Raw genomic sequence first — 24982 nt, 5'->3', positions numbered from 1 at the left:
TGAGGGGGTCGGCCACGACCCCCTCATACCCCCTGGCAGTGTGCCTTATGAAACGTCCTGCATTTCGTAAAGTTATTTCTGGGACGGCACACTAGGGAGTAATCACGAGATCAACTGGACTGCATCCGATACCTCCGGTGTCGATTCAGTGAGCATCTTCCTGTCCCGTAACGGAGGCCTGAGCTTCCCCGGGCACTATTGCGTCCGGCCTTTCGAACTCACCGCTGTTCTTGTGGACCACTCCGGATGCGCCTTCAGAAAGCTGTATCGTGAAAATCGTAGCCTATGACAAGTGGCTGAATTCGTCATCTGATACAAGCGACAGTCTGTTTGCTGTCGGATCTGCAACAGAGGCGGGCGCGACCCAGACGCTGACTGCCGAAAACTTTGAGCTGCTGCAGAATTTCCCGAATCCGTTTGAACCCATGACTCAGATTTCGTTTGCCGTTCCGGGACACACGAAGGTCTCACTCCACGTCTTTAGCGCAGAGGGGAGACTTGTGAGGACGCTTCTTAATAAGGAAGTTGTGAAAGGGCGGCACTCTATCGGCTGGAATGGGAGAGATGACGGCGGAAGACTTCTTCCGCACGGAATCTATTTCGTGAGGCTTTCTTCAAAAGAAGGAACCGCAGTAAGAAAAGCCGTGCTGCTCAGATAGTCCTGCCGAACCACCTCACCTTAAAAGCAAAACCTTCCTTGTCTGAACTTCGACTCCTGACTGAAATACTGCAATGTAGACTCCCGACGGGACTCTGATTCCCTTCTCGTCACGGCCGTCCCATGTGACTGCGTGCACGCCTTTGATCCGTGCCTCGTTCACCAGAGTTATCACTCTGCGTCCCGCAACATCGTGGAGGACCAGCATCGCGTGCCGGGCACGAGGGACGGAGTAAGTGAAGGTAGTCATGCGATCGAATGGATTGGGATGATTTAAGTACAAAGCCGCAGTTCTTGGGGATGGCACAGCCCCGGTCAACGTTACTGGTCCATGCCAGGTGATGCTACCGTCCTTCCCAACACCCGAGATCCAATAGTTCGTCTCATCGTCCGGCGGCGCGGTGTCCAGGAACTCGCATTGTGCGCTGCTTGAAACGAGTTGAGAGGTGAGCTGCCTGCGCACGCCTCGCACATCTTCCCGGTAGACACGGAATCCCAGATACCTATTCCCGTCAGCCGCCTTCCATCGCAGAATGGCTTGGTCTTCATCTCGCTCTGCGTAAAGGTAATCAAGATCAACCGGCACAATCGATGGATCCCAGCGCCCCATGTAGTATGATGACCTGGCGCCCGCTGTTGTAAAACTCCCTCCTGCGTACAGGCTTGTGCCATAGACGCAAAGATCACTGACGAGGGCATTCGTTCCCGAGCCGAGAGAAGACCATGACGTTCCGTCCCATTTCGCAATGTAGTTGGCAGGAGTCCCGCCGGCCTGGGTGAGGTCCCCTCCTGCGATAAGGTTGCCACCATAGCTCGCCAATCCGCGGACATTACTGTCCATGCCTGAGCCAAGCGGATACCACGAGGTTCCGTCCCATCTGGCAACGCGGTTGGCAGCGGTACCGCCGGCCTGCGTGAATACGCCTCCGGCGATGAGGTCAAGGTTGTGAGTCGCAAGCTCCCAAACGTAATTGTTCGTTCCAGCGCCCAAGGATTCCCATGTCGTTCCATTCCATCTGGCAATGTGATTTACGCTGACGCCGCCGGCGAGCGTGAAGTCGCCGCCGGCAATAAGATCTGTGCCGTAAACGGCCAAAGCATGTACCGCAGCATTTACGCCCGATCCAAGCGGATACCAAGAGGTTCCATCCCATCTGGCAATGCGGCTAGCGCTGACACCGCCGGCCACAGTGAAGTAACCACCGGCAATGAGATTTCCGTCATAGACCACGAGAGCGTCCACCTGGTCGCTCATCCCGGTGCCAAGTTGATACCATGAGCTCCCGCTCCACCCGGCAATATAGCTGGCGTCAAAACCGCCGGCTTGAGTGAATGTGCCGCCCGCAGCCAGGTTGCCATTGTAGGATGTCAAAGCAAGCGCCCGGCTATCCAGCCCGGAGCCAAGGGATTCCCATGAAGCTCCATTCCATTTCGCGATCCGTTTGGCCAAGATTCCTCCGGCCGCGGTGAAATCTCCTGATGCGACCAGCCCGCCAGCATGGCTTGCGAGAGAGTAGACCCAGTTGTTGGTTCCCGCGTCGGAATCAACCCCACTCCAAGAGGTCCCATTCCATTGCGCGATTCTCCTCGCTGAGACTCCGCTGGCTGAGTAGAACGCACCCCCGGCAACCAAGTTTGCACCATTCACCGTCAGGCAGCGTACCTCGTTGTCCGTTCCAGAACCAAGTGTGGACCACGAAGTGCCATCCCATCTCGCGATGTAGTTGGCAGGTGCGCCACCTGCCTGTGTGAACCCGCCTGCGGCAATCAGGTTTCCGTTATGGATCGAAAGAGCATAAACTACCCCATTCAGACCCGGGCCCAGTGAATCCCAGGAGGTTCCGTTCCACCTGGCGATGCGGTTGACAGTTTTGCCGCCCGCCTGCATGAATGTGCCTCCCACGATCAGGTTACCGTCATAGACAATCATGGAATAGACTATTCCACTTGTACCGCCTCCGACTGAAACCCATGAGCTTCCATCCCATCGGGCAATATAGGTTGCCGGGCTTCCGCTGGCCACCGTGAATACGCCCCCTGCAAACAGGCTTCCGTTATATTCCGCGAGCGAGCGCACGCTTGCATTCATGCCGGTGCCGTAGGCACTCCACGAGTGTCCGTCCCATCGTGCAATGCAGTTCGCAGAGACTCCCCCTGCGAGTGTAAACGTTCCTCCCACGACCAAACTGGTATCCCGAAGCATGAACGCGTACACAGAACTACTCAGGCCTGAGCCAAATGAATCCCATGAAGCGCCGTTCCACTTGACGATTCGGTTTGCCGGCATGCCGCCGCCCGCCTGCGTGAATGAACCTCCTGCAACGAGGTTTCCTTTGTACTCTGCCAGAGCATAGACGTTATTGTTCATGCCGGTGTCCATGGCGTTCCAGGACGTTCCGTCAGATCTGGCGATGTAGTTAGCAGGAGTGCCACCAGCCTGCGTGAAATCTCCGCCTGCTACCAGGTCTCCCCCAAATCCAAGGACAGTGCGAACCGTGTTGTTTGCTCCCGGCAGACAAAACCGGTCCCACCAATGCTCGTCGCCCTCTGCGGCACACAGTGGGCGTGCGAGAAGCAGAAGTGAGATCAAAAGTAGAGACTTGAGAGATGTCTTCTTAGGCGTCTCCAAGGCGATCTGCATCGTCTTACCTCCTGGGCTCAGACTCATCTTGTGAGAATGATTTTTCTTGTTTGCACGTCGTGTCCCGACCTGAGTTGCGCAAAGTAGATTCCAGAGGGGAATCTTACCCCATCGCTGTTACGACCATCCCAAAAGACCATATATTCGCCGGCAGGCTGCACCTCATCAATAAGGGTAGCCCTTCTGCGTCCCAGGGCATCATAAAGTGCGAGTGTCACGCGGGCTATGTTGGGTACGGAATAGGCGAATACGGTCTCGCGGTCAAACGGATTTGGGGAATTCTGTCTTAGACCCAGAGCCGATGGGATCGCAGGAGAAGAAGAAAGCTCGAACGGACCAAACCGGGTTGAAGCACCGCTGCCGTCAACTCCTCTCAGCTCGTACTCGACTTCGCAGCCCGGCACTGCGCTATCGACAAACTCGTATTCACGCAAATTGCAGCTCCGAACAAGAGCCGTCGACACCTGATAAAAGCCATCACATGGGGCATTGCGGTAGATGCAGAATCTCATCCCTTCAGCCCCCTCGCCAACCTTCCACCGCAGGACGGCATTTGGCCCCGAGCGGACTGCACTGAACCAGGAAAGAAGGATAGACACGATGGAGGGATCCCACCGCGCTATACAACTGGATGGCTTGTTGCCTGCCTTGGAGAAGAAGCCGCCGGCATAGAGGCTTGTCCCGTACGTTCCCAGACTATAGACATTGCCGCTTGTCCCGGATCCGGGCGAGCTCCATGAAGTGCCGTCCCACTGGGCGATATAGCCGGCAGACACTCCCCCTGCGATGGTGAAATCTCCTCCGGCAATCAGGGTGCCTCCGTATGACGCCAGCGCGTATACAGTTGGGTAGTCTGTGCCCTCGACACCTGACCCGAGCCCGCTCCAGGATGACCCATCCCATTGGGCAATTCCTTTCGCCAATACTGCGCCCGCCTGTGTAAAAGCACCACCAGCTATGAGATCTCCGTTATGAACGGTCAGAGCATAGACCCAATAGTTCATCCCGTTACCGAGCGACAACCATGATGTCCCGTCCCATCGTGCAATGTAATCTGCGGGTCCGCCGGTAGCGAGCGCGAAGTTCCCGCCTGCTATCAGATTTCCATTGTAGACCGCAAGAGCTCTGGTTGAAGCCGCTCCTGATCCGAGCGGATACCAGGAAGTACCATCCCAGCGGGCGACTCCGGCTGCCGGGTTCCCCCCGGCGGCCGTGAAGTTCCCGCCTGCAATCAAGTTTCCGTCATAAACAATGAGCGCCCACACGTGGTTGTTTGCTCCTGAGCCGAGTGCACTCCACGATGTCCCGTTCCAGAGTGCGATGTGGCTCGCAGCGTTTCCGCCTGCGTGCGTGAAGTATCCTCCTGCGATGAGATTGCCGTTGTAGGTAGTCAGAGCATAAACCCAGCCATCCACTCCGGTTCCGAGGGATTCCCATGCCGTTCCATTCCATCGTGCAATTTGGTGTGCAGGAATTCCACCTGCCAGGCCGAACTCGCCTCCTACTACCAGGTTTCCGTCAAACACGGTGAGAGCCCGGATTGGATAGTTGACTCCCAGGCCAAGTGCATTCCAGGAAATGCCATCCCAGCGCGCAACGCGATTTGCAGTAATCGTTCCAGCAGTGCCGAAGCTTCCTCCGGCAATTATCCGGCTGTTGTGGACAGCCAGCGCACTGACTCTGAGATTCATCCCTGAGCCCAGCTGACTCCAAGTAGCGCCGTCCCAACGCGCGATTCTGTTCGCCGCGTTTCCGCCCGCTGTCGTGAAGTCGCCTCCTGCGATCAACGCGCCCCCGCCAACGACCAGCGAGAACACGTTGCTGCTCATGCCTGTGCCCAGAGCAGTCCAGGAAGTTCCATTCCACTTGGCAATCCTGTTGGCCGTGTATCCACCTGCATTGGTGAAGTATCCGCCAACGATGAGGCTTCCGTCATAAACAGTGAGCGCTTTGACGCGGTTGTTCAGCCCCAAACCAAGCGCGCTCCAGGAAGTGCCATCCCAGCGCGCGATGTAGTCTGCCGGGTTTCCGCCTGCCAGGTCGAAGTATCCTCCTGCGATCAACCAATCGTTGAAGACTGCGAGTGCTTCGACGGAATTATTCATTCCTGTGCCGACAGGATCCCAGGAAGTTCCATTCCATTGAGCAATGTAGTTGACCGCCTTCACACCGGCCTGGGTGAAATAACCTCCGGCAATCAAGTTTCCTTTGTATACTGTGAGCGCAAGGACTGCATTGTCCATGCCTGTCCCAAGTGATTCCCAGGAAACTCCGTTCCACTGTGCGACGTAAGTTGCCGATTCCCCGCCTGCGTGCGTGAAGTAACCCCCTGCAATCAGGTTGCCGTTGTAAACTGCGAGGGCTTCAACCGAATTGTCCATTCCTGATCCGAGTGGAGTCCATGACCTGCCGTTCCACAACGCAACGTAGTTGGCTTGGCCGCCGCCAGCCGAGGTGAAGCTTCCGCCTGCGACGAGATTTGTATCGATCACCGTAAGACTACTCACCATTGCATCCATACCGGGCGTGCCGAATCCGTCCCACCAATGCTCATCGCCCGGTGAAGCAGGAGCGAGTCTGCCGGCAGGCCTGAATACAGCTTCGCCAGTCTGCGCATCGAAACGAGCCTCAAAGTCCGATAAGTCAAGCGGGCCCTGATATGCGGCGCGCCTTGCCGCATCCAAGTCAAATCTTCCTTCTTTAGTAAGGAAGCTGGCTACGCTCAGCCCCTTCTCCTGTCCGCACGAAGGATTCGAGGCAAGCGCAAGGGCTAGGAGGACAGCAAGGCTGAGGATATTTCTCTTGGTTTTTGACAAAGTATCCTGCATGGACGGGCCTCCTGGCTTGAGAATTCCTTGAGACTTACTTAGGTCCTTGGTTCTTTCGCCAAGTCGCGCCAAAAAACCACAGGGCTTTCCACACGCCAAACGGCAAATGTCAGAGCACGGAGAAGAAATCAGCGTTACTATCATAATAACTCAAATCCGTTGCGAAAAACAAGCGGTCCTGATACTGTAGTTCAAACAAGCTGAAGGAGTGAAAGCCAACTTTCTATGGCAAGACTCGTGAATGAATTTTCCTGGTCTTTTTCGAGGGCAAAGGTCTTTGAAGACTGCAAGAGAAAGTACTGGTTCAACTACTATGGTTCCTGGGGAGGATGGGAAGATAGCGCCCCGCTCACGACAAAGAAGATTTATCTCCTCAAGAACCTGAAATCGCGTTGGATGTGGAGCGGTGAAGTTGTTCATAGGTGGGTCAGGGATATCCTCAGTGTCTCGCGAACCGGGAGAAGGCTGGTCCCGGATGAGGTCGTTGAGAGGGCGAAAGAAGAAATGAGGTCTGAGTATAAAGAGTCAAGAAAGAACGTCGAATCTGTCATTGCAGTGTTTTCCGGCAAGCCGGAGTCCGGGCGCAGCGAATACGCGCAGCAGGGAAAGAAGAAAGGGATATTGCTCGAGCATTTCTACGATCCCTCGCTGCCGGATGAGAAATGGGTAGAGATAGTGGATGGCGTTGAGCGGTGCGTCAGGAACTTTTTCTCGTCGCCGGTGTTCGGAGAGCTTACTCAAATACCGGATAGAGACTGGCTTCAGATTGAGGATGATAGGGAGTTTCCTTCGTTTTCTTTTGAAGGAGATAAGGTCTTTGCGAAACCCGATTGCGCACATCGAGCCGGCGATTCGGCCATGAGAATCATCGATTGGAAGACCGATCGGGGAAAGAGAGTAGAGGGACAGGATTCGAAGCAGGAGGGCCCTGAGAGGCCATCAGTCCAGCTGGGCTGCTACGCTCTCTATGCGATGAATGAGTGGGGCGGGATCCCGGGGAAGATACAGGTTCTTGAGCAGAATCTATTCACGATGGAAAGGAAAGAATCATTAGTAGGCGAAGAGACGCTTGACGAAACGAGAAGGGTAATAAGGGAAAGCGTCCGGAAGATGAAAGACATCCTTAGTGACCGGGAAAGCAATTCAGCCGAAGAGGAAGATTTCCCTCTTACGGAAAACAGGCGTCTCTGCAATTACTGTAATTTTAGAATTCTTTGCGGCCGGAACCCTGTTTGAATCCAGAAGTTCGGGAGAAATGGCGAATTTAGTCTTGCTTTTGGCCGATAAAGCAGATAGTCTTCTGTTGTTCAGTTACATAGCTGACGGACTGTTTCTAACGGAGGTGCAAAATGAATCGTTACGTAGTTGGAATCCTGGCAGTGGCGCTTACTCTGTCGTTGATCCTCGCTGGATGCGAGAATAATCCCACCAATGCAACGACAGATGCCAATCTTGCGAAGGACAAAGTCACCCAGGCAAATGCTGCATTTGAAAGCCTGCTTTTCACTTTGATCTCGACGGAATTCGCCGGTGTCAGCAAGCCAAGCCACATAAATCTCCAACCTGCAAACAGTTTGTACAAGCAAGCTTTGGCGCTCGACCCCAACAACCTTGATGCGAACTTTGGCGCCGCATTGACGGAAATCCTCATCCTGACAAGCGATGCGACCGTAAACGCAACGTGGGACCGCTGGAAGGCATACATAGACACGGCAGATGTTCCCTTTTCAGTTCCAGGAACTATGATGAAATCAGGACCGTTCGGACTCCCGAGGACTGGGTTCCCGCTCAACTTGAAGAACGCGAGAATTTCACCACTGATGTACCCGGGGACGGCCTTCGGCATGGCCAAGCTCTCAACCCAGAACCCTCCGCAGATGCACGAGCTTCAAGATATCCTGAAGAATCAAGTGCTCCCCAAGGTGGACTACGCGCTTGCGCGTCTGGTGAAAGTCGAAACCAACTCAAGCTACACATTCACTGTAACGCCAAAGATGCAGGGCGATGTCAACGAGGATCCCCTTGAGCTCGACCTTACCGAGATCTACTCGTTTGAGGCGATGCTGAATCTTGCGAGAAGCTTCATCCTGGTTGCAACTGCCTACAATTTTGACTTCGCGAGCTATGATTCTGCGGGTTGGATTGGAGCCATGACCCAAAGCTCGGAATTCCTGGGTCTCAAGACTGGCGGCGCAACACAGATGTCTGATGCAAAAGAGGATATCATCGCAGCGACCAACAGACTGGATGATGCGGTTGCCTTCTTGAAGGCTGAAATTGACAACCAGAGCGATGACATCATTAAGAAGAAGACCGCGACTCTCGAAGGACCGAGCTCGGCCGATTTGGATTCAATACTTGCCTGGGATGACAGGATAAGGGACTACCTGACAAATCCGCAAGTCATAACCGAGGATTTTGATGGGAACTCTGGAACGCCTCCCGTGGCGGTCACGTTTGATCTCGGCAAGTTCTTTACAAACCCGATTACGAATTTGAAGGGGGTTTTCCCTGCTTACACGGTTGAGGTTGAGCGCGATACTACGCACAGGGAGAATTGGACCTGGAACTGGGTGTATGCTGCGGGCAATTTTGACTACCAAGGCTCCTCAATGACATATTACAACTATTCCAAAAGTTGTTGGTGGGATAGGTGGAGCAGTCTTAATTGCAGTCAACCTGGCGACGCAATTCCAAGGTTTGATGCCGTCTTTGACAGTATCATTGCAAGCTTCCAGGCCAGGAGTGACATTACCTCGTTCAATGTCTGGGCAAATTGGTGGGGCTCGGTTTCGCCCGGCCCGAACTGGGTCTGGACCCAGATCTACTACAACTACAACTACGAGGTGCAGGACAGGGTTTTCTACGTTCCCGTCATTGTCTGGAATGCTAATTCCTTTGCGGCATGGACGTTCCCTAACCCTACATTCAACGGACTTCTGCCTGGAATGACCACCGATGCTCTATTCAAGACAACTTTTGGCATTACCAGTCAGAACTGGCAGACACGAAATTCGTTCGCGGGGATGTTTGGCCGGTAGGGCTTTCCTGAATCATGAGATGTGGGGCGGACTCTCTGTCCGCCCCTTCTTTTTTGGCTCGGGTCGCATGATGACATGTTGGGCTTATCGCCTCAGAAAGGACTGCTTCAGTCCTGTATCATTGCTGCCCTCCTAGCTCTCTCCGCTCAGCCAAAGATAGTTGAAGGAGAGATTCTGTTCTCTCGCCTTCTCGGTTTGAATCTCCCTGCGTCAGTCGTGAGTGACAGCATGCCTGAAACGAACCGTGGTTTCCTCGAACACCTCAGTCTCTTGCCAAGACCAACCGGGCCGAGAGTCTTCTGCCGCCTGATAGTCGAAGATGTACTCCGTTCTCGCGGCTCGGATGGAAGGGAGGAGAAGATTGAGAACAGCATAGCGACAGTAGGCGTGGCGATTCCGTTTGGACAGAATTACACCCCCTCTGTTATTGGAGTCTCCTTTTCAGGCGTTGATCTGGCCACAAGGTACTCAAATGCCCACGAGCAGAAGCTGGCCTATGGCGGAGCGTTCTCAGACTATGTCGTCTGGTACAGGGGAGATTTCGATTCGCGGGTCAATTTTGCCGGCTGGTTCAAGGAGCGGAAGCTCGCAGACGGGTGGCAGGACCACTACTCAGCCGAGATCTACTTTCATCCTGTTCGGGCAGGAGGCCTCGGCTACTCGTATTGCCGCACAAATCTGGACCAGTCGCTCACGTTTGAGGTGAGAGATGAGGGCGGAGTCCTGCCAATCGAGGCGGAAGTCGTCGCGGAATCTTACTTCCTCACCGGCCGTTTGCTGAAGCGCTTTTCTCTATGGCTGGAAGCCGTGCGTTACAGTTTTGAACCCAGTACCGGGCAATTGTCAGCTTCTCAATTCGAGTTGGTTCCGGATGGCAGATTCCGGCAGGAACTTGGAGAGCTGACTATGAGTTTCTTCGGGAGATGGAGCGCGCGTCTTGCATACAAGCAGGGAGGATTGGACGCCAGTGGAGATTTTTTCTACTACGGTCAGAAGTTCGGAAAGGTGACTCGAGGACATTTCGCCTTCAGCTCTGTGGCCGGGGGCCTCGGATTCCATTCTCCGACCAGGGCATTGTCTGTGGATTACGAACACTTTGACCTTTCCGACAGTCTGCGGGGACATGTGCAAAGCTGGCCCTTCGTCAGCGCGATCTTCAGGCTCCTCGGCGACAGGACTTATTTCCGGGGCATTGGCGGCGCGAGAATGGACAAACTGCGTTTTACCTACAGCCAAGATTGCAGAAGCGGAGGGAAGCTCGCGAGCGGCATGACCTACTTCCACGTTGTTCCGTCTGGAGAGTGGCAGACCTGGGAACCGCTGTTGTTCGTATTCGGGGTCAAGAACTTCAAAAGACATCTGTCCTCTCTCGTTGAAGCAGATGCAATCCTTCTTTCTCTTGGCGGGAAATATCCGTTCAGGAATCTGGATTTTTCCGGCTCAGTTTCGCAGCTCATACCTGTCCACGTGAAAAAGGCAGAAACCTCTCCCCCGTCCGCGCCGGGCGGAGCTCCCGCCGTTCGTGTGACCACAGACGGCGGCAGATTCTACGAATTCGGAATCGAATACAGATTCTGATTTCGTGATGGCGATACCTGCTTGAGCGCCACTGGTGACGACCGGCACGGTTTTGTGCTATCCTCTTCCTTTCCGATTTTTGGGTTGGAAAGAAGAGGAGGTCCCGGGTGAGAAAGTTCGGGCTGAAATTTGTTCTCGGAGTTCTGCTCCTTCTTTTCCTTTTCCCTTTGCGGACGCGAGCGGCCGCGCAAGACTCAACGGCTGCACTCAGGCCTCATGAGAAACAGTTTTTCCCAATCGGGGTCTGGGACAACATTCCCCTCAACAGGTTTGGCGAACTCAGGAGAGCGGGCTTCAACATCATTGTGGCTGGAGGCCCAGGCAACGTCGGCCTCAACCAGGCGATCCTCGATTCGGCCGGGGCCCACGATGTGAAGGTGTTCCTCATGGCGACATGGTGCGAGTACTACTGCGCTCCTGTGAGCAGGCTTGATGCTGACTCCGTCATTCTTGGAAGGCTGGCCGTGGATTTGTACAACTATTCGCGTTTTCCTTCTTTCTACGGCTGGTATTTGAGGGATGAACCCGGCGAGGGCGAGATTGACAGACTCGCCTATGTCCAGGGGCTCGCGAGAAGGGCAGACCCGATCAGGCCAAAGCTGATCAACCTCTACCCAGTTTCGATTTCGTATATTAAGGATTCTCCGGTGACGGACTACAGGCAGTTTCTTCGGAGTTTCACAGACAAGCTGATGCCGGACATGATCTGCTTCGATTTCTATCCTTTCCAGACGGGGAGCACGTCGCTTGACCGGCTTGAGGAGAACCTTTCGCTAGTCAGAAACGAGTCTGTCCGAACCGGGACGCCCTTCTGGTATATTACTCAGTCTTCAGGCTGGCAGAGGAGCGTGCCCGTTGGCCTTGAGTTCGAATGGAAGGACGTTCTGAGAGTCCCAAATGAAGTTGAGATGAGGACCGCGGTTGGACTTGCTCTTGTGTACGGAGCGAAAGGGATTCTTTATTTCCGCTACACGCCCTGCAAAGAAGGAAACGTAAGATTCACAGGTATGGTTGATTCAAGGGAGACGGATGATCAAAAGTTGAGATTCACTGAGGACGGCTACTTTCCGGAGAAGTTCTCCTTTTTCAATGCTGGAGAAGAACTGCTCTGGCCTAATCCGACTTACTTTCGCGTGAAATTGATAAACAACTGGCTCCTAAAACTCTCTCCGGTTCTATCTCGCCTTGACTCCAAGGCCTTGTTCAGACTCTCAGAAGAAGGGACTCCTGCTGCCAAGGGGAGTACGTCGCCTGTCCAGTCCGGGCTCGTTACGGGAGAAGCCAGGTACAGGACTTCAGGTACGGTCGCAGTCAAACTTGATAAGGGCGAAGTAACGGTGGGAGAGTTCCGTGACGGCGGGAAAATAGTCATGGGGGCCGTCAACAAAACCCTGACAAAAACTTCTGCGATCACGGCCGCTTTCAAAGGGAAGTCAGGCCGTTTGATTGACCTATACTCCGGGAAAGAAATCAAACTGAAAGAAAGCGGAGACAAAGATTTCCCGCTCTACTTCAAGCTGCAGCTTGACCCCGGCGAGACGCGTTTCTTCAGAGTCGATGTTTCGTGAAAGGAGGTTATCTGAATGAGTGAGGCAAACATCAGCCTTCCTTCTTTTGGACCGCTTGAGTGGGCTCTCCTCTGGTTCGTACTTGTCTCTGCCATCATAGGACTTGCCTACGGCCTTTACCTTGTCAGACGAGTCATTAAGGAAGATCCGGGCAGCGAGAAGATGAAGGAAGTAGCCAAGGCTATTGAAGAAGGAGCGATGGCATACCTCAGGAAGCAATTCAGAACCATGGTCTTGTTTGTCATAGCGATCACGATTGGCCTCTTTTTCATGTACAGGTCCGTTTACAGGGAGGAATCGCTGAGACACATTCCGCTCGGTATCTCGCTTGCCTTTCTGATGGGAGTTCTTGCTTCCTATGGCGCGGGTTACGTTGGAATGTGGCTTGCTGTTAAGGGCAACGTAAGGGCTGCGAATGCGGCAATAACCAGCTTCAAAAAGGCTCTTGAGCTGGCATTCAGGGCAGGAACCGTCTCGGGCATGTTCACGGTGGGCTTTGGGCTTCTCGGGGCAACCATAATCTTCCTGCTCTTTAAAGAGAATGCCATGAAGGTGCTCGTTGGCTTCGGATTCGGCGGATGTCTCGCCGCGCTTTTCATGAGAATTGGGGGCGGAATCTACACGAAAGCAGCCGACGTTGGAGCTGATCTTGTCGGCAAGGTTGAGAAGGGAATTCCTGAAGACGATCCCAGAAATGCAGCAGTGATTGCCGACAATGTCGGAGACAACGTTGGCGACTGTGCAGGAATGGCGGCTGATGTTTTCGAGTCCTATGAGGTCACACTTGTTGCCGCAATAATCCTGGCGGCCGCTGCGCTGATGGATACAGGCTTTCAGAACTACTACGGTGTCTTCGCTCCCATGTTTGCTCTGAAACTCATCTTCTACCCGCTTCTTGTGAGGGCTGTCGGAGTCTTCTCGTCAATTCTCGGAACGTGGAGCGTGAAAGTCCGCGGTGACGAGATTAAGGACCCGATGAGGCCGATAAGCATGGGATACTGGGTTTCAAGTATCGCGTCAGTGGTTGGATTTTTCTTTCTCAACTATTTCTATCTTGTCAATCCCGTCACGGGAAGACCTGATTTCAGATTCTTCTGGGCTACGACGATGGGAATTGTGCTTGCTCTTGTCACTCTCTGGCTTACGAATCACTTCACCCATCCCGACAAACACCCTGTCACTGAAACAGCATCTGCGACCAGGACCGGGGCGGCGACAATGCTTCTTGCCGGCATGGCTGAAGGGATGGAGTCGAGTGTTTGGGCGATTGTGACAATCGGCGGCACCATAATCTCGTCAATACTTATATTCCACGGAGACCTTGCACTCGGCTCATACGGAATTGCTCTTGCAGGGCTTGGCCTTCTCACAACCACTGGTTTTATTCTCGCCATGGATACCTACGGCCCGATTACGGACAATGCGCACGGAATCTTTGAAATGTCAGGTATCCACGAGGAAAAGGCATCGAGGTCTCTTGCCTGGATGGATGCGATCGGGAACACGACAAAGGCCCTGACCAAAGGCCTTGCAATCGCAACCGCCGTAATTGCTGCAATAAGTCTCTTCCGCTCCTTCATTGATGAAGCGAAACTCTTTGAGATCGGCATTCAGATAAACCTGCCAAAAGTCTTTGTCGGACTTCTGATAGGCAGCGCTGTGCCGTTTCTCTTTTCATCATTTGCGCTCAAGGCAGTCGGGAGAGCTGCATTTCTGGTTGTCGAAGAGGTTAGAAGACAGTTCAGGGAAATTCCCGGCATCATGGAGGGAAAGGGAAAACCTGAGTACGGAAAGTGCGTGGCAATAGTGACTGCGGCAGCGCAGAAGGAACTCATCGGCCCCGGCATTCTGGCCATTGCAACGCCTGTCATGGTTGCCTTTGGTCTTGGCGTGGGCGGTCTGGGCGGTTACCTCGGAGGCGCAATTGTCACGGGTCAGCTTCTTGCTGTTTACATGGCGAATACCGGCGCTATCTGGGACAATGCAAAGAAGAAGATCGAAGACGGATTTATGGGGGGAAAGGGAACAGAATTTCACAAGGCAGCCGTGATAGGCGACACAGTCGGAGACCCCTACAAGGATACTGCCGGGCCTGCGCTCAATCCGCTTATCAAGGTGATGAATCTTGTCGGGATTCTCCTTGCACCCTTCGCGATAAGGGATATACCAATAGCTGCAAGAGTGATTATTGTTCTCGTCTGCCTTGTCGCTCTCGGCATCGCAGTCGCTTTCTCGAAGAGGGGCTCAATTGTAGAAAAGAAAGCATAGAGGCAGCGACTAAAGCAAAACAGGAAACGTAAAATTTATGCTGCCTGTTTTCGGCCCGTGTGATACACTGAAAATAGAAAACACGTCGGGAAGATAAGCACTGCTCCTGACAATAGAAGGTAGTACAGAACGCTGGGGGGTGATTCTGATATTCTCTTTCCCTCGTTCCAGGGAATAATCTAACCCCTCTTAGTACAATTCGCTCCGCTGTGGAGGCCCCGTGAGTCAAAGCCCGCCAAGTAATCTAAGACTCATTCCGGGAAGCATACTTCTGATTGCCGTCGCCCTAATCTGGGGAACAGATGTCCTTGGAACCGAACAGGAAAGGACACCGGTTCAGACCATCTCCGGCTCTCCGGTGCGGGGAACGAACACGATGGCGGCAAGCGGCGAAGATGATCTCTGGTGGGATGGATTTGGCACTGGCGGAGTGAATGGCTCTGTATTTGCCCTTACGACATACGAGGGAAATCTCATTGCAGGAGGATACTTTTCGGCAGCAGGTGATCAGGCAGTCAGCAATATTGCACTTTGGAATGGAAGGTTCTGGAGACCGTTGGGTTCCGGCCTAGACTATACCGTGTATGCTCTCACGGTTTACGAGGGAAGCGTTATCGCAGCCGGAGCCTTCACCCATGCGGACGGAATCGTAGCCAACCGTATTGCCCGTTGGGATGGTAGTTCTTGGAGTCAGTTGGGTTCAGGCATGAACAACATGGTCAATGCCCTCGCTGTCTACGATGGAAACCTCATCGCGGGCGGCGCTTTCACTGAAGCAGGGGGCAATTGGGCGACTCACATTGCACGTTGGGATGGAAGTTCATGGAGGAATCTCGGTACGGGAACTGATGGTTTTGTCAATGCCCTGGAGATTTATCGAGGCAATCTCGTTGCAGGAGGCAACTTCAGTGTGGCGGGTGACCGGTGGGCATTTCGCCTCGCCCAGTGGGACGGAGCTTCTTGGTCTCCGGTCGGATCAGGAACGGATGACGAAGTCAGAGCAATGGCAGCAACAGACACCAGTCTTTTCGCCAACACTTCGTCCGGAGTTATCCGCTGGGACGGAATCAGCTGGCAAAAGATTCCTTTGGGCGTGCCCGGGAACGTGAATGCTTTGACGGCATACGATAACAGTCTCATTGCTGGTGGCGATTTTCAAGTAGTTGTGGAGGGTGGGCGAGATGCCTCGAGACTGCCTGTGTGGGACACGACATGTATCGCCCGCTGGGATGGTAGTTCCTGGAGTTTCATGCCAAGCAGTCGAGTGGATGGCGTCTATGCCCTTACGGTTCATGGAGGCCAACTTGTGGCGGGTGGTGGAGGCGTCAATAACCACATCGCACGGTGGAACGGCAGTGCTTGGGCTGGCCTCGTGGGTGGAATGGACGATTATGTGTGCGCACTCACTGCGTACGATGGCGGCCTGGTAGCAGCAGGGAGTTTCCTGGAAGCAGGTGGGCTCTCGGCGAGACACGTAGCGCGCTGGGACGGCACTTCATGGACTGCACTTGGCCCCGGTGCGAATGGTTTAGTGTCGGCACTCACAGTCTATCAGGGTAGCCTTATTGCGGGAGGGGATTTCCGGGTGCCCCCGGACTGTGAATTGCCCTTCTATTATTTCGCGAAGGTTGCCCGTTGGGACGGAACGTCATGGAATGCGATTGGATCGTGGGCTTCGGGCGACGAGGTACTTGCCCTAACAGCATTTGATGGAAATCTCATCATCGGCGGAAAATTCGCAAGGCAATACCCCTTCTATACTCACATTGTTGCATGGGATGGAACTTCATGGTGTGATCTGGGTTCTGGAACTGACGGGACAGTTCGGGCTCTCTGTGTTCACGATGGAGACCTCATCGCTGCCGGAGATTTCACTGAGGCCGGAGGAGTCTCTGCAAATTACATTGCTCGCTGGGACGGGATATCCTGGAGTCCCCTTGGCTCAGGAGTAAATGCGCCGGTTCTTGCTCTTACTGAGTACGATGGGCTCCTGATTGCCGGAGGCCGGTTCACGGAGGCCGCCGGGACCGGAGCGGGAGGAATCGCCAGCTGGAACGGCAGCTCGTGGGATTCGCTGGGTTCGGGCATGGACGCAAGGGTTACTTCTCTTGCGGCCTATGGCGGCAGTCTCTACGCAGGTGGCTCCTTCAGTCATGCCGGGGCGCTGGAGGCAAGTCGCATTGCTCGCTGGGACGGGACATCCTGGTCCGCGCTAGGATCCGGATTGAACGATAGTGTACTTGCCCTCGCAAGCTATGGAGGCAAGATATACGCAGGCGGACACTTCACAGAAGCCGGCGGCAAGTCCTCGTACTTCATTGGACGCTGGGATCCATCTCCCGTCGGTGTGACTCTGAGTTATTTTACCGGCGAGCGCAATGGCAATAGTGCAATCCTGCGCTGGAAGGTAGTGGCAGAGCATGCAAGATTCCATGTTTATCGTGAAGAATCCGGAAAGAGTCGCAAGCGAATTTCAGCCGAACTTTTTTCCGGTCAGACAGGGTGTGTATTCGAGGATAGCAATGCACCCACAGATGAAGTCGCCTATTGGCTGGCTGAGATTGACGTGGACGGAAGTGAGACCTGGCACGGACCTGTCAGTGTTCCTCCTGGCGCAGAGCAAATAGCGTCCTTGTGCCTGGTTCAGAATTCACCGAATCCTTTCGCAGGAGAGACGTTACTGACCTACCTCTTGCCGCAGACAAACAGAGTATGCCTCACGCTTCACGATGTGAAAGGGCGCTTGGTTGCGACAATTGTGAACAGTGTCGAGGCCGCTGGCAGGCACTCAGCTTCGTGGAATGGCCGGGATGACAGGGGATTGCGGCTCCCCTCAGGAGTCTACCTTGCGCGTCTCGAATCGCGAGGCGAGGTGCATATCAAAAAGATTGTCCTCGTAGAATAGAAGTCATGAGTTGCGAAGAATAGAAGTGAACAGTCGGACCCGGTGAATCAATCCTGTGAGCCCCGGGGTTCGGACTGTAAAGCCTCTTCATACAGCTCATCGGCGTCCAGGGAGCTTCTCACAAGGGGACCGGATGAGACTGCAAGAAATCCCATTCTACGTGCGGCATTGCCGAGCTCTGAGAAGATCTCGGGAAACACATACTCTGCTGCCGGAGGGTGAGATCTGGATGGTCTCAGATATTGCCCGATAGTGACAATGTCGCATCGGGAATCTCTGAGGTCATTGAGAACCGCCAGGACCTCCTCGATGCTCTCTCCGAGGCCGAGCATGAGGCCGGATTTCGTGAAACGTGCCCCAAGAGCTTTCGCCCTTTCCAGCACTTTCAGAGAGCGCTCAGACGACGACCCGTTTCTCACCCGAAGATAAAGTCGCGGGACAGTCTCCATGTTGTGAGAGAAGACGTCAGGGCAGGAGGCAAGGACTTTCCTCACCGAATCAAGATTCCCCAGGAAATCAGGCACAAGAACTTCCACCTTAGTCTCCTCTCCAAATGCCCTCTTGAGCTCAGTGACGACCCGATAGTAATGATGCGCTCCACCGTCAGGAATATCATCCCTTGTTGGTGAAGTTATTACGACGTATTTCAACTCAAGAGACCTGACCGCCCAGAGAATCTTTTCGGGTTCAAGCGGATCCGGGTCTGCAGGGGATCCTCTTCCGACATTGCAGAAAGTGCAGCTTCTTGTGCAGTTTTTTCCGAGAATCAGGAATGTCGCTTCCCCGGCTGAGAAGCATTTTCCAATATTCGGGCAGCGTGCCTCTTCACAGACAGTGTGGAGCTCCTGGCTGTGGAGTGTGGCGCGAACTCTGGCAGTATTTGGGCCTGACGGGAGCGGGGTTTTGAGCCAGGAAGGCTTAGGGAGAATATCTTGGTCTGTAGCCAAGGTTTTGCTCGGGCAGCTTCGCTTTTTCCAGGAGCCTGTCTCTGGAATAAATTGCTTCCTCTCTTGAATGAAAGCCGGTTTCGTAGTTTCGAGTCATCACGATTGCCTCTTTTGGGCACGCCTCCACGCAGAGACCGCAGAAAACACATCTCAGAAGGTCAATCTTGAACTCGCGAGGATACTTTTCAACATCCCTATCAGGGTCTTCAGCGGCCTCTATCTCGATGCAATCTGCCGGACAGGCCGTAGCGCACATGTAGCATGCAACACACCTGGGTGAACCGTCTTCCCTTGACAAGAGAACATGTATTCCGCGGAAGCGCTCGGAGTAGTTTCTCCTCCCATCAGGATACTGGACAGTGGGAATGTCTCCAACAAATCCCTTGAGGAGGTTCTTGAGCGTTACAAGAAGACCCTGCAGGGTCCCTCTGACGCCGGTTCGTTGCGGAATTGTCTCCGCGTAATGTTCAGAATTCATTGCTCCCCTCACCTCCATCCTCTCCCCAGGGGGAGAGGAAGACTAAGGTAGAGATTCTTGCTAGCCTCTATCCTCTCCCCGGTGGGGAGAGGAGGAAACTCAAGTGGTCTTCACCAGAGAACCATATTCGCCCAGATTCTCATACGCAAGTCCTGAGAACGCACTGCATTCTTTTGCAAGAAGAGAGAAGACACTTTCGACACTCCCTGGATTGAGATTCATACCCAGGGCTCCGGAGAGCCCGGAAATTATGTCAATTGCTGAACGTGCCTCTCCGGGAGGAGGGAACGATTGTTCTGTCCTTTGAACTCTGCCCTCGAAGTTCGTGAGAGTTCCTTCTCTCTCTACGTGGGTTGCCATGGGAAGGACAATGTCTGCTTCAGAGATACTAGCGTTGCGGTGGGTAGCCAGCGCGATTGTGAGAGGAAGATTGGTACCGCATTCCCGGAGTACTGCCGGCTCGTCCGTAACGAGGAGTGAGAACCGGGACTTGTCAAGTCTTCCGAGGAAGTCTTTTGTTTCCATTTCTCCGGAAAGAAGTTCCAGGCCGAGCTTCTGTGCTCCAGTCGTATTCGGTGTGTGATCTTTTCTTCTCAGCAGAAAATCCTCCATAGATGAGGGATTCCCGCCTGTCAAGTTCAAGGCAGCAACAGTCCCGCCAATTCCCAGGATGACTTTTTTCGCAAGGAAAAGCTCTTCATTGGTCATTCTGGTTGAGAGAATTGCCACGGGTTTGCTTCCCGAAACAGCCGAATCCTTCAGTCTCCGGGAGATCCCGGACATGCAAGCTGCCCAGGATTCTCTCGAGAATGCTCCGTCCTTTCTGACCATCGGGTAAAGCAATCTCTCCGGACCGTTCAGATTCTTGTATGAAAATCTGCCGGCGTCGCAGAGCCATGTCTTATTTACATAAGGGTTCAGTCGGGCGACGAACCTGTACACCTCTCTGTTTCTGTGATCCACTCTCATGTTGCAACCGGTACTGCATTCGGGGCAGATTGCCGGCGTACCTTTCAGGAACCAAACTCTGCACCTGAATCTGAAATCCTTGCTTGTGATTGCACCTACAGGACAGATGTCGGCAAGATTTCCCGCGTACGAATTCGCATCGACCTTTGAATCAAGGAATGCAGAAATCTGAGTCCTGTCTCCTCTCTCAAAGAACCCCAGCTCGTTCGTCCCGGTCACTTCAGACAGATATCTTATGCACCTTGCGCAGAGAACGCACCGTTCGCTGTCAAGGACAATGGGACCGAGATCGAGAGCCTTCCGCTTTCTCACCTTCTCGGAAAGCGTGATCCTGCTCTCATGGAGTCCGTGCGCCATATAGTAGTCCTGAAGCTTGCACTCACCTGCCTGATCACAGACCGGGCAGTCAATCGGATGGTTTATCAACAGGAATTCAAGTACTCCTCTCACTGCCTTTTTCACAGTTGGCGTATCTGTTCGCACGACCAGGCCCTGAGCCGCCGGAGTCGCGCAGGAGATGACGAGCTTCGGGGATTTTTCAACTTCCACCATGCACATTCGGCAATTTCCTGCAACTGAGAGATATGGGTGGTAGCAGAGGTGCGGGATCTCAACTCCGGCACCGCCTGCCGCCTGCAAGATCGTTGTTCCCTTGGGAACTTCAACCACCTTGCCGTTCAGGCTGAATGTGATCACTTCTTGCTGAGGCAAGTTGTTCTACCTCCGATTGCTGCCTTTCCCCCTCACCTGTCAAGCTCGCCCGCGATTATGTTAAGACTGGCCAGAATAGCGATTGAGTCGGCTACAAGTGTGCCCTTCAACATCTCGTTCATACCCTGAAAAATCGGAAAACAGGGAGGTCTGACCTTAAGCCTGTATGGTTTCGGGCCTCCATCACTTATCAGGTAGAACCCAAGCTCTCCATTCGCTGCTTCTGTGTACGAATAAACCTCGCCAGAGGGAGGTGTTATGCCTTCCATGACCAGTTTGAAGTGATTGATCAGACTTTCGATGTCTGAATAGGCCTTGTCTTTCTCAGGAAGCGAAATCGTCTTCTCATCAATCTTGTAAGGTCCGCTGCCGAATCTCTTCATGGCTTGTTTGACGATCCTCATGCTTTGCCTCATCTCTTCCATTCGAACTGCAATTCTGTCGTATATGTCGCCATTCGTCCCGACTGGAACCACAAAGTCGAAGCTCTCATAGTCCAGATATGGATGGGCTTTTCTTACATCGTATTCCACGCCGGATGCTCGCAAGCATGGGCCTGTGAAGCCCCACTCAATTGCATCTTCCTTCTTCATAACGCCGATATTTCTTGTCCTTCCCTGGAAGATTCTATTCTTCGTATTCAGTCTGTCCACGTCATCGATGAAACGAGGAAGTCTTCTCAAGATCTCATTAACCATCTCAACGAAACTCTCGGGAACATCGAGCGGGAACCCGCCTATTCTGGCGTAGTTCACGGTCAATCTTGCGCCGCAGCACGCCTCAAGCAAATCGTAGATCTCTTCTCTTGGTCTGAAAAAATACCAGAAGTTTGTTATCGCACCGAGGTCAACAAGGTTCGCTGCGATTGCAACGAGGTGGTCCATAATTCTTGTGAGTTCCGAGAGTATCACTCTGATCAGCCGTATCCGCTCGGGAACCTGAATGTCGAGAAGCTTCTCCACGGCAAGTGCGAATCCGGCATTGTTCATGAATGACGAGCAGTAATTTAGCCTGTCCGTGTAGGCGACGATCTGAGCGTACGTATGGTTCTCGGCCATCTTCTCAAAACATCTATGGAGGTATCCGATTTCGGAATCGGACTCGACGACGGTTTCACCTTCGATGACGGCCTGAATTCTCAACGTTCCGTGGGTTGCAGGATGTGATGGGCCAATGTTGACAACCATCCTCTCAGGATGTTCTCCAACACTCTCCGGCCACGTTGTGAGCGCATCAGTCGTTCTTGCAAGAGGATGCCTCCTGTCAGCAGGGTAGTCCTTTCTCAGGGCATGCCCTTTGAAATCCTCGTGAGTGAGAATCCTCCTCAGGTTCGGGTGCCCCTTGAATTTCAGGCCAAAGAGATCGTATGTCTCCCTTTCGAACCAGTTGGCTCCCTTCCAGACAGAGGTGATGGAAGACACCTCCGGATCATTCTCATCCAGTGGAACCTTGAGTCTGATGAGGCGTCTTTTCGAGAGGGAACGAAGGTGGTACACACAGTCAAATCGCGGGCTACGTCCGAGACGATCAACGCCGCATATGTCCAGGAGCAAGTCGAAATCGAGTTGAGGTTCATTCTTGAGGAACGAGACGACTTCGAGCAGGCCATCTCTTCTCACGGTCACAGCCAGGTCGCCTCTGAATTCCTCCGATTTGACCACACACGAAGGGAAACGTTCCTGAAGAATCTGCCCTACATCAACTCTTTCTTTTAGTTCAACAGTCATTCTGGGTATCCTGAAATCCCTTCACCGATCCCGATCTTCCTCTGCCCTGGGGATCAGTCTTCCTCTCCCCCTGGGCAGAGGATAGAGGCCAGCAAGAATCTCTACCTTAGTCTTCCTCTCCCCCTGGGGAGAGGATAGAGGTGAGGGGGGAGTCTCAATCTCTCACCGAAAGCAACTTTCCTTTTTCCTTCTCTATCTTCTTCTGAAGAAGCATGACTCCGTGGATCAGCCCCTCAGGAGTTGGCGGACAGCCTCCAACATAGATGTCAACCGGGATGATTTCATCAATGCCCTGGACGACGTGATAAGCTCTGTAAAATCCGCCCGAGCTCGCGCACGCCCCCATTGCAATCACCCATTTTGGCTCAGGCATCTGGTCGTAGATTTTCTTCAAGACCGGAGCCATCTTGTCTGTCACCGTCCCCGAGACAATCAGGAGGTCGGACTGCCGGGGAGAAAACCTGAGGACCTCGGCACCAAACCTCGCAAGGTCATAGTGCGATGAGAGGACTGACATAAACTCGATTGCACAGCAGGCGGTGCCAAACGGCATTGGCCAGAGAGAACTTTTCCTGGCCCAGTTCACGTAGGTCTCAAGCTTCGTTGTGAACCAGTTTTCTTGAAGTTTCTCAGCCCATGTTTTCTGATTCGGCATAGCGGTCAGAAATCATATCAGGGAGCCCGCCAAAAGTCCACGACAAGAATCAGCGGACGCCCGTGCTCCGAATCTTCTGCTTTGAATTTTTCCGGACTTGAAGTATACTGTTCGAATCTTGTCCGCAGTGTTGCCGGCCCGGGTATCGCTCCCGGGACTGTGTTGAGTGTCAATGAATTAGGCCGGAATGTGGCAGGAAAGAGATAAAGAGTATGATAATTCGTTGCGGTACTGCTGAAAGAGCCTACGCGAGCATCCCTATTCCTGGGGCGGTGAGAAATGTGGAAAACAACGGAAGGTAGTTCAGGCAGATTAGCCCAACTGTGCTTGGGCTACTTCTTTTTCTACGTCGCCACGGGAGTAACGGTAAAATATTTCACGGGGAGTGCAAGTCGGGGCTACCCGGGCATGGACAGCCTCGAGTTCCTGGTTTACAGCACTCTGGGTGGGAACAGCATTTGTCTTCTGGCTGCTTTGGTTCTGCGCTGGTACCGAATGGAGTCGAACCGCCTAGTCCACTGGGGCGGCTTCAAGTTTCCCGCGGAGTTTTTCTACATCGTTCCCTCCGGTATCTGCACAGCAGTTGTGATTCCAACTACTACCCTCATGTACATGCTTCCCATCTCTGTCATGGTAGCCATGGTCATCATGCGTGCAAGCATCATAATAGTCAGCCGGATTGTTGATGCGATTCAGATCCGCCAGGGGATTCTGTCTAAGAAAGTCTATCGTGAAGAGGATATCGCCGTTGTTTTTGCCCTGTTGGCCGCCGGCGTACACATGGTACTGGTCAAGAAAGGTGATTTTGACTTCCTGAAATCCCATGCCGCCGTGAGTATCCTTGGAAGCTACATTGTGGCTTATGCCATCCGCATATACATAATGAACTACTTCAAGAATACGCGAGCCAAAGGAGTCAGGCTTGACAACAAAGGTTATTTTGCCATCGAACAGTTCACTGCGAGCAGCGCCATGATTCTCGTGACCGTGCTTCTTTTCCATTCTCCACAGCTGTTCGGATGGGATTTCAAGCAAATTGACATTTTCAGGGGAGCGATTTCAAATCCAAAGCCTACCTGGGGATGGGGCACTCTTGCCGGTACTGCATACGGTATGGTTGCCTTTTTCTCAGTCTTCATTTTCATGTTCAAAGGACGGACGGCAACATTTGCTGGTTTGGTTAACCGCTTGACTTCGCTTATTGCCGGTACCGCTGCTACGCTCATTTCCTACTTCCTGTTTTCAGGGAGATTCCCCAAGCTGGCCGATTGGATTTCTCTCCTGTTTATCCTCATCGCGGTAGGATTCCTGGCCAGGGCAGAGAGGAAGCGAACAGCAGAGCTCTTGAGGCTGCATGAAATCGGACCCGTTCCGGCCGGAGCGGCCGGGCCGGTTTCGTAGTTTCCCCTTTGTCCCTCCACATCTAATCCAAGCACCTGCGAGAATAGTCTCAAAGCGATAGGATTTAGAGCAGAAGTCAATCCGAAGAAGCGAAGCGGCAGCGCATCCGCACCGCGTTCATTCTTCAGTGCGGGACCGCGCTGCTCATATCAGATGCGGAACAGGTACTGCAGCTTTAAGAAAACCTGGCGGTCAGACTGCGTCAGTCCATGCTGGGCCCCAAAATCACTATAATCGTGGCCTGAACCGATGTAGAAAATGGTGAATGGATTCACCTTGTAGGTGAGGAGCGGTTCCACAGTGAATTCTCTCTCATAGTTGTTATAGACTGTGATGTTGCTGTCATCGTATTGGACCACCAGCCGCAGAGACAACCGCCGGTTGAACTGCCAGCTGAATTTGGTGCGGAATACAGATTCACTGTACAACTCCGCACCGTTATCCCGGCTATCCAGCCTCTCGTACTGAAAGTTGGGCTCAATCATCAACCTGTCGAGAGGCCTAATATTTGCCCAGCAGCTAATGTCCACTCCGTCTCCCAACACAGGCGGATGTTCAGCGACAATTAGAATTCCCGGTAACGACAATTAGAATTCCCGTTTGATTG

The 24982-nt window shown here is 53.3% G+C and carries 16 protein-coding genes; 8 read left to right on the top strand and 8 right to left on the bottom strand.

Annotation, left to right across the window (positions count from 1 at the left end; translation table 11 throughout):
- Window positions 1–269: 269 nt before the first annotated feature.
- On the top strand, window positions 270–659 hold the full coding sequence (locus QME66_08525; protein MDI6809010.1) for a FlgD immunoglobulin-like domain containing protein: 390 nt from the start codon (window positions 270–272) through the stop codon (window positions 657–659).
- Window positions 660–674: 15 nt separating this feature from the next.
- Here QME66_08525 and QME66_08520 read toward each other — a convergent pair whose 3' ends face one another.
- On the bottom strand, window positions 675–3299 hold the full coding sequence (locus tag QME66_08520; protein ID MDI6809009.1) for a FlgD immunoglobulin-like domain containing protein: 2625 nt from the start codon (window positions 3297–3299) through the stop codon (window positions 675–677).
- A gap of 23 nt (window positions 3300–3322) precedes the next feature.
- The gene (locus tag QME66_08515; protein ID MDI6809008.1) at window positions 3323–6127 is read right to left on the bottom strand and encodes a T9SS type A sorting domain-containing protein; all 2805 of its coding nucleotides are present in this window, start codon (window positions 6125–6127) and stop codon (window positions 3323–3325) included.
- 225 nt (window positions 6128–6352) lie between these two features.
- On the opposite strand from QME66_08515, the gene QME66_08510 reads away from it, so the two are divergent.
- The 6 genes from QME66_08510 (at window position 6353) to QME66_08485 (ending at window position 17487) form a co-directional block, all read left to right on the top strand.
- The gene (locus QME66_08510) at window positions 6353–7363 is read left to right on the top strand and encodes a PD-(D/E)XK nuclease family protein (GenBank protein MDI6809007.1); all 1011 of its coding nucleotides are present in this window, start codon (window positions 6353–6355) and stop codon (window positions 7361–7363) included.
- A gap of 113 nt (window positions 7364–7476) precedes the next feature.
- A complete protein-coding gene (locus QME66_08505) occupies window positions 7477–9168 on the top strand; it encodes a hypothetical protein (GenBank protein ID MDI6809006.1) in 1692 nt (563 codons plus the stop codon).
- A gap of 75 nt (window positions 9169–9243) precedes the next feature.
- Window positions 9244–10746 (top strand): hypothetical protein, encoded by a 1503-nt coding sequence (locus QME66_08500; GenBank protein ID MDI6809005.1) that lies wholly within the window; start codon window positions 9244–9246, stop codon window positions 10744–10746.
- Window positions 10747–10853: 107 nt separating this feature from the next.
- Entirely contained in the window at window positions 10854–12314 is a 1461-nt protein-coding gene (locus QME66_08495; GenBank protein MDI6809004.1) for a beta-galactosidase, read from the top strand.
- A 15-nt stretch (window positions 12315–12329) separates the two neighbouring features.
- Window positions 12330–14582, top strand: a complete 2253-nt coding sequence (locus QME66_08490; protein MDI6809003.1) for a sodium-translocating pyrophosphatase — start codon at window positions 12330–12332, stop codon at window positions 14580–14582.
- A 220-nt stretch (window positions 14583–14802) separates the two neighbouring features.
- Window positions 14803–17487 carry a FlgD immunoglobulin-like domain containing protein gene (locus QME66_08485; GenBank protein ID MDI6809002.1) on the top strand — a complete coding sequence of 895 codons (2685 nt, stop codon included), beginning with the start codon at window positions 14803–14805 and terminating at the stop codon, window positions 17485–17487.
- Window positions 17488–17534: 47 nt separating this feature from the next.
- Here QME66_08485 and lipA read toward each other — a convergent pair whose 3' ends face one another.
- From lipA to nuoB, 5 genes are all read right to left on the bottom strand, one after another.
- The gene (gene lipA, locus QME66_08480; GenBank protein ID MDI6809001.1) at window positions 17535–18434 is read right to left on the bottom strand and encodes a lipoyl synthase; all 900 of its coding nucleotides are present in this window, start codon (window positions 18432–18434) and stop codon (window positions 17535–17537) included.
- Window positions 18406–18912, bottom strand: coding sequence for an NADH-quinone oxidoreductase subunit I (locus tag QME66_08475; protein MDI6809000.1), 507 nt, complete (start codon window positions 18910–18912; stop codon window positions 18406–18408). Before QME66_08475 ends, lipA begins: the two co-directional genes overlap by 29 nt.
- 99 nt (window positions 18913–19011) lie before the next feature.
- Complete coding sequence (locus QME66_08470) at window positions 19012–20592, bottom strand: 2Fe-2S iron-sulfur cluster-binding protein (GenBank protein MDI6808999.1); 1581 nt, start codon at window positions 20590–20592, stop codon at window positions 19012–19014.
- A 32-nt stretch (window positions 20593–20624) separates the two neighbouring features.
- Window positions 20625–22319, bottom strand: coding sequence for an NADH dehydrogenase (quinone) subunit D (gene nuoD, locus QME66_08465; GenBank protein ID MDI6808998.1), 1695 nt, complete (start codon window positions 22317–22319; stop codon window positions 20625–20627).
- A 154-nt stretch (window positions 22320–22473) separates the two neighbouring features.
- The gene (nuoB, locus tag QME66_08460) at window positions 22474–22974 is read right to left on the bottom strand and encodes an NADH-quinone oxidoreductase subunit NuoB (GenBank protein ID MDI6808997.1); all 501 of its coding nucleotides are present in this window, start codon (window positions 22972–22974) and stop codon (window positions 22474–22476) included.
- A gap of 279 nt (window positions 22975–23253) precedes the next feature.
- On the opposite strand from nuoB, the gene QME66_08455 reads away from it, so the two are divergent.
- A complete protein-coding gene (locus QME66_08455) occupies window positions 23254–24375 on the top strand; it encodes a hypothetical protein (protein MDI6808996.1) in 1122 nt (373 codons plus the stop codon).
- A 149-nt stretch (window positions 24376–24524) separates the two neighbouring features.
- On the opposite strand, the gene QME66_08450 is transcribed toward QME66_08455, so the two are convergent.
- On the bottom strand, window positions 24525–24962 hold the full coding sequence (locus tag QME66_08450; protein ID MDI6808995.1) for a hypothetical protein: 438 nt from the start codon (window positions 24960–24962) through the stop codon (window positions 24525–24527).
- Window positions 24963–24982 lie beyond the last annotated feature (20 nt).

The organism is Candidatus Eisenbacteria bacterium (assembly GCA_030017955.1).
In the GTDB taxonomy this organism is placed as follows: Bacteria; Eisenbacteria; RBG-16-71-46; order JASEGR01; family JASEGR01; genus JASEGR01.
This window is presented reverse-complemented; position numbering and strand designations above follow the sequence as displayed.

What these genes read in the sequence shown, in the direction of transcription:
- QME66_08520 (MDI6809009.1), bottom strand. Translation starts at nt 3,299, where the DNA reads ATGCAGATCGCCTTGGAGACGCCTAAGAAGACATCTCTCAAGTCTCTA.
- QME66_08515 (MDI6809008.1), bottom strand. Translation starts at nt 6,127, where the DNA reads ATGCAGGATACTTTGTCAAAAACCAAGAGAAATATCCTCAGCCTTGCT.
- QME66_08510 (MDI6809007.1), top strand. Translation starts at nt 6,353, where the DNA reads ATGGCAAGACTCGTGAATGAATTTTCCTGGTCTTTTTCGAGGGCAAAG.
- QME66_08505 (MDI6809006.1), top strand. Translation starts at nt 7,477, where the DNA reads ATGAATCGTTACGTAGTTGGAATCCTGGCAGTGGCGCTTACTCTGTCG.
- QME66_08500 (MDI6809005.1), top strand. Translation starts at nt 9,244, where the DNA reads ATGTTGGGCTTATCGCCTCAGAAAGGACTGCTTCAGTCCTGTATCATT.
- QME66_08490 (MDI6809003.1), top strand. Translation starts at nt 12,330, where the DNA reads ATGAGTGAGGCAAACATCAGCCTTCCTTCTTTTGGACCGCTTGAGTGG.
- QME66_08475 (MDI6809000.1), bottom strand. Translation starts at nt 18,912, where the DNA reads ATGAATTCTGAACATTACGCGGAGACAATTCCGCAACGAACCGGCGTC.
- nuoD (MDI6808998.1), bottom strand. Translation starts at nt 22,319, where the DNA reads ATGACTGTTGAACTAAAAGAAAGAGTTGATGTAGGGCAGATTCTTCAG.
- nuoB (MDI6808997.1), bottom strand. Translation starts at nt 22,974, where the DNA reads ATGCCGAATCAGAAAACATGGGCTGAGAAACTTCAAGAAAACTGGTTC.
- QME66_08455 (MDI6808996.1), top strand. Translation starts at nt 23,254, where the DNA reads ATGTGGAAAACAACGGAAGGTAGTTCAGGCAGATTAGCCCAACTGTGC.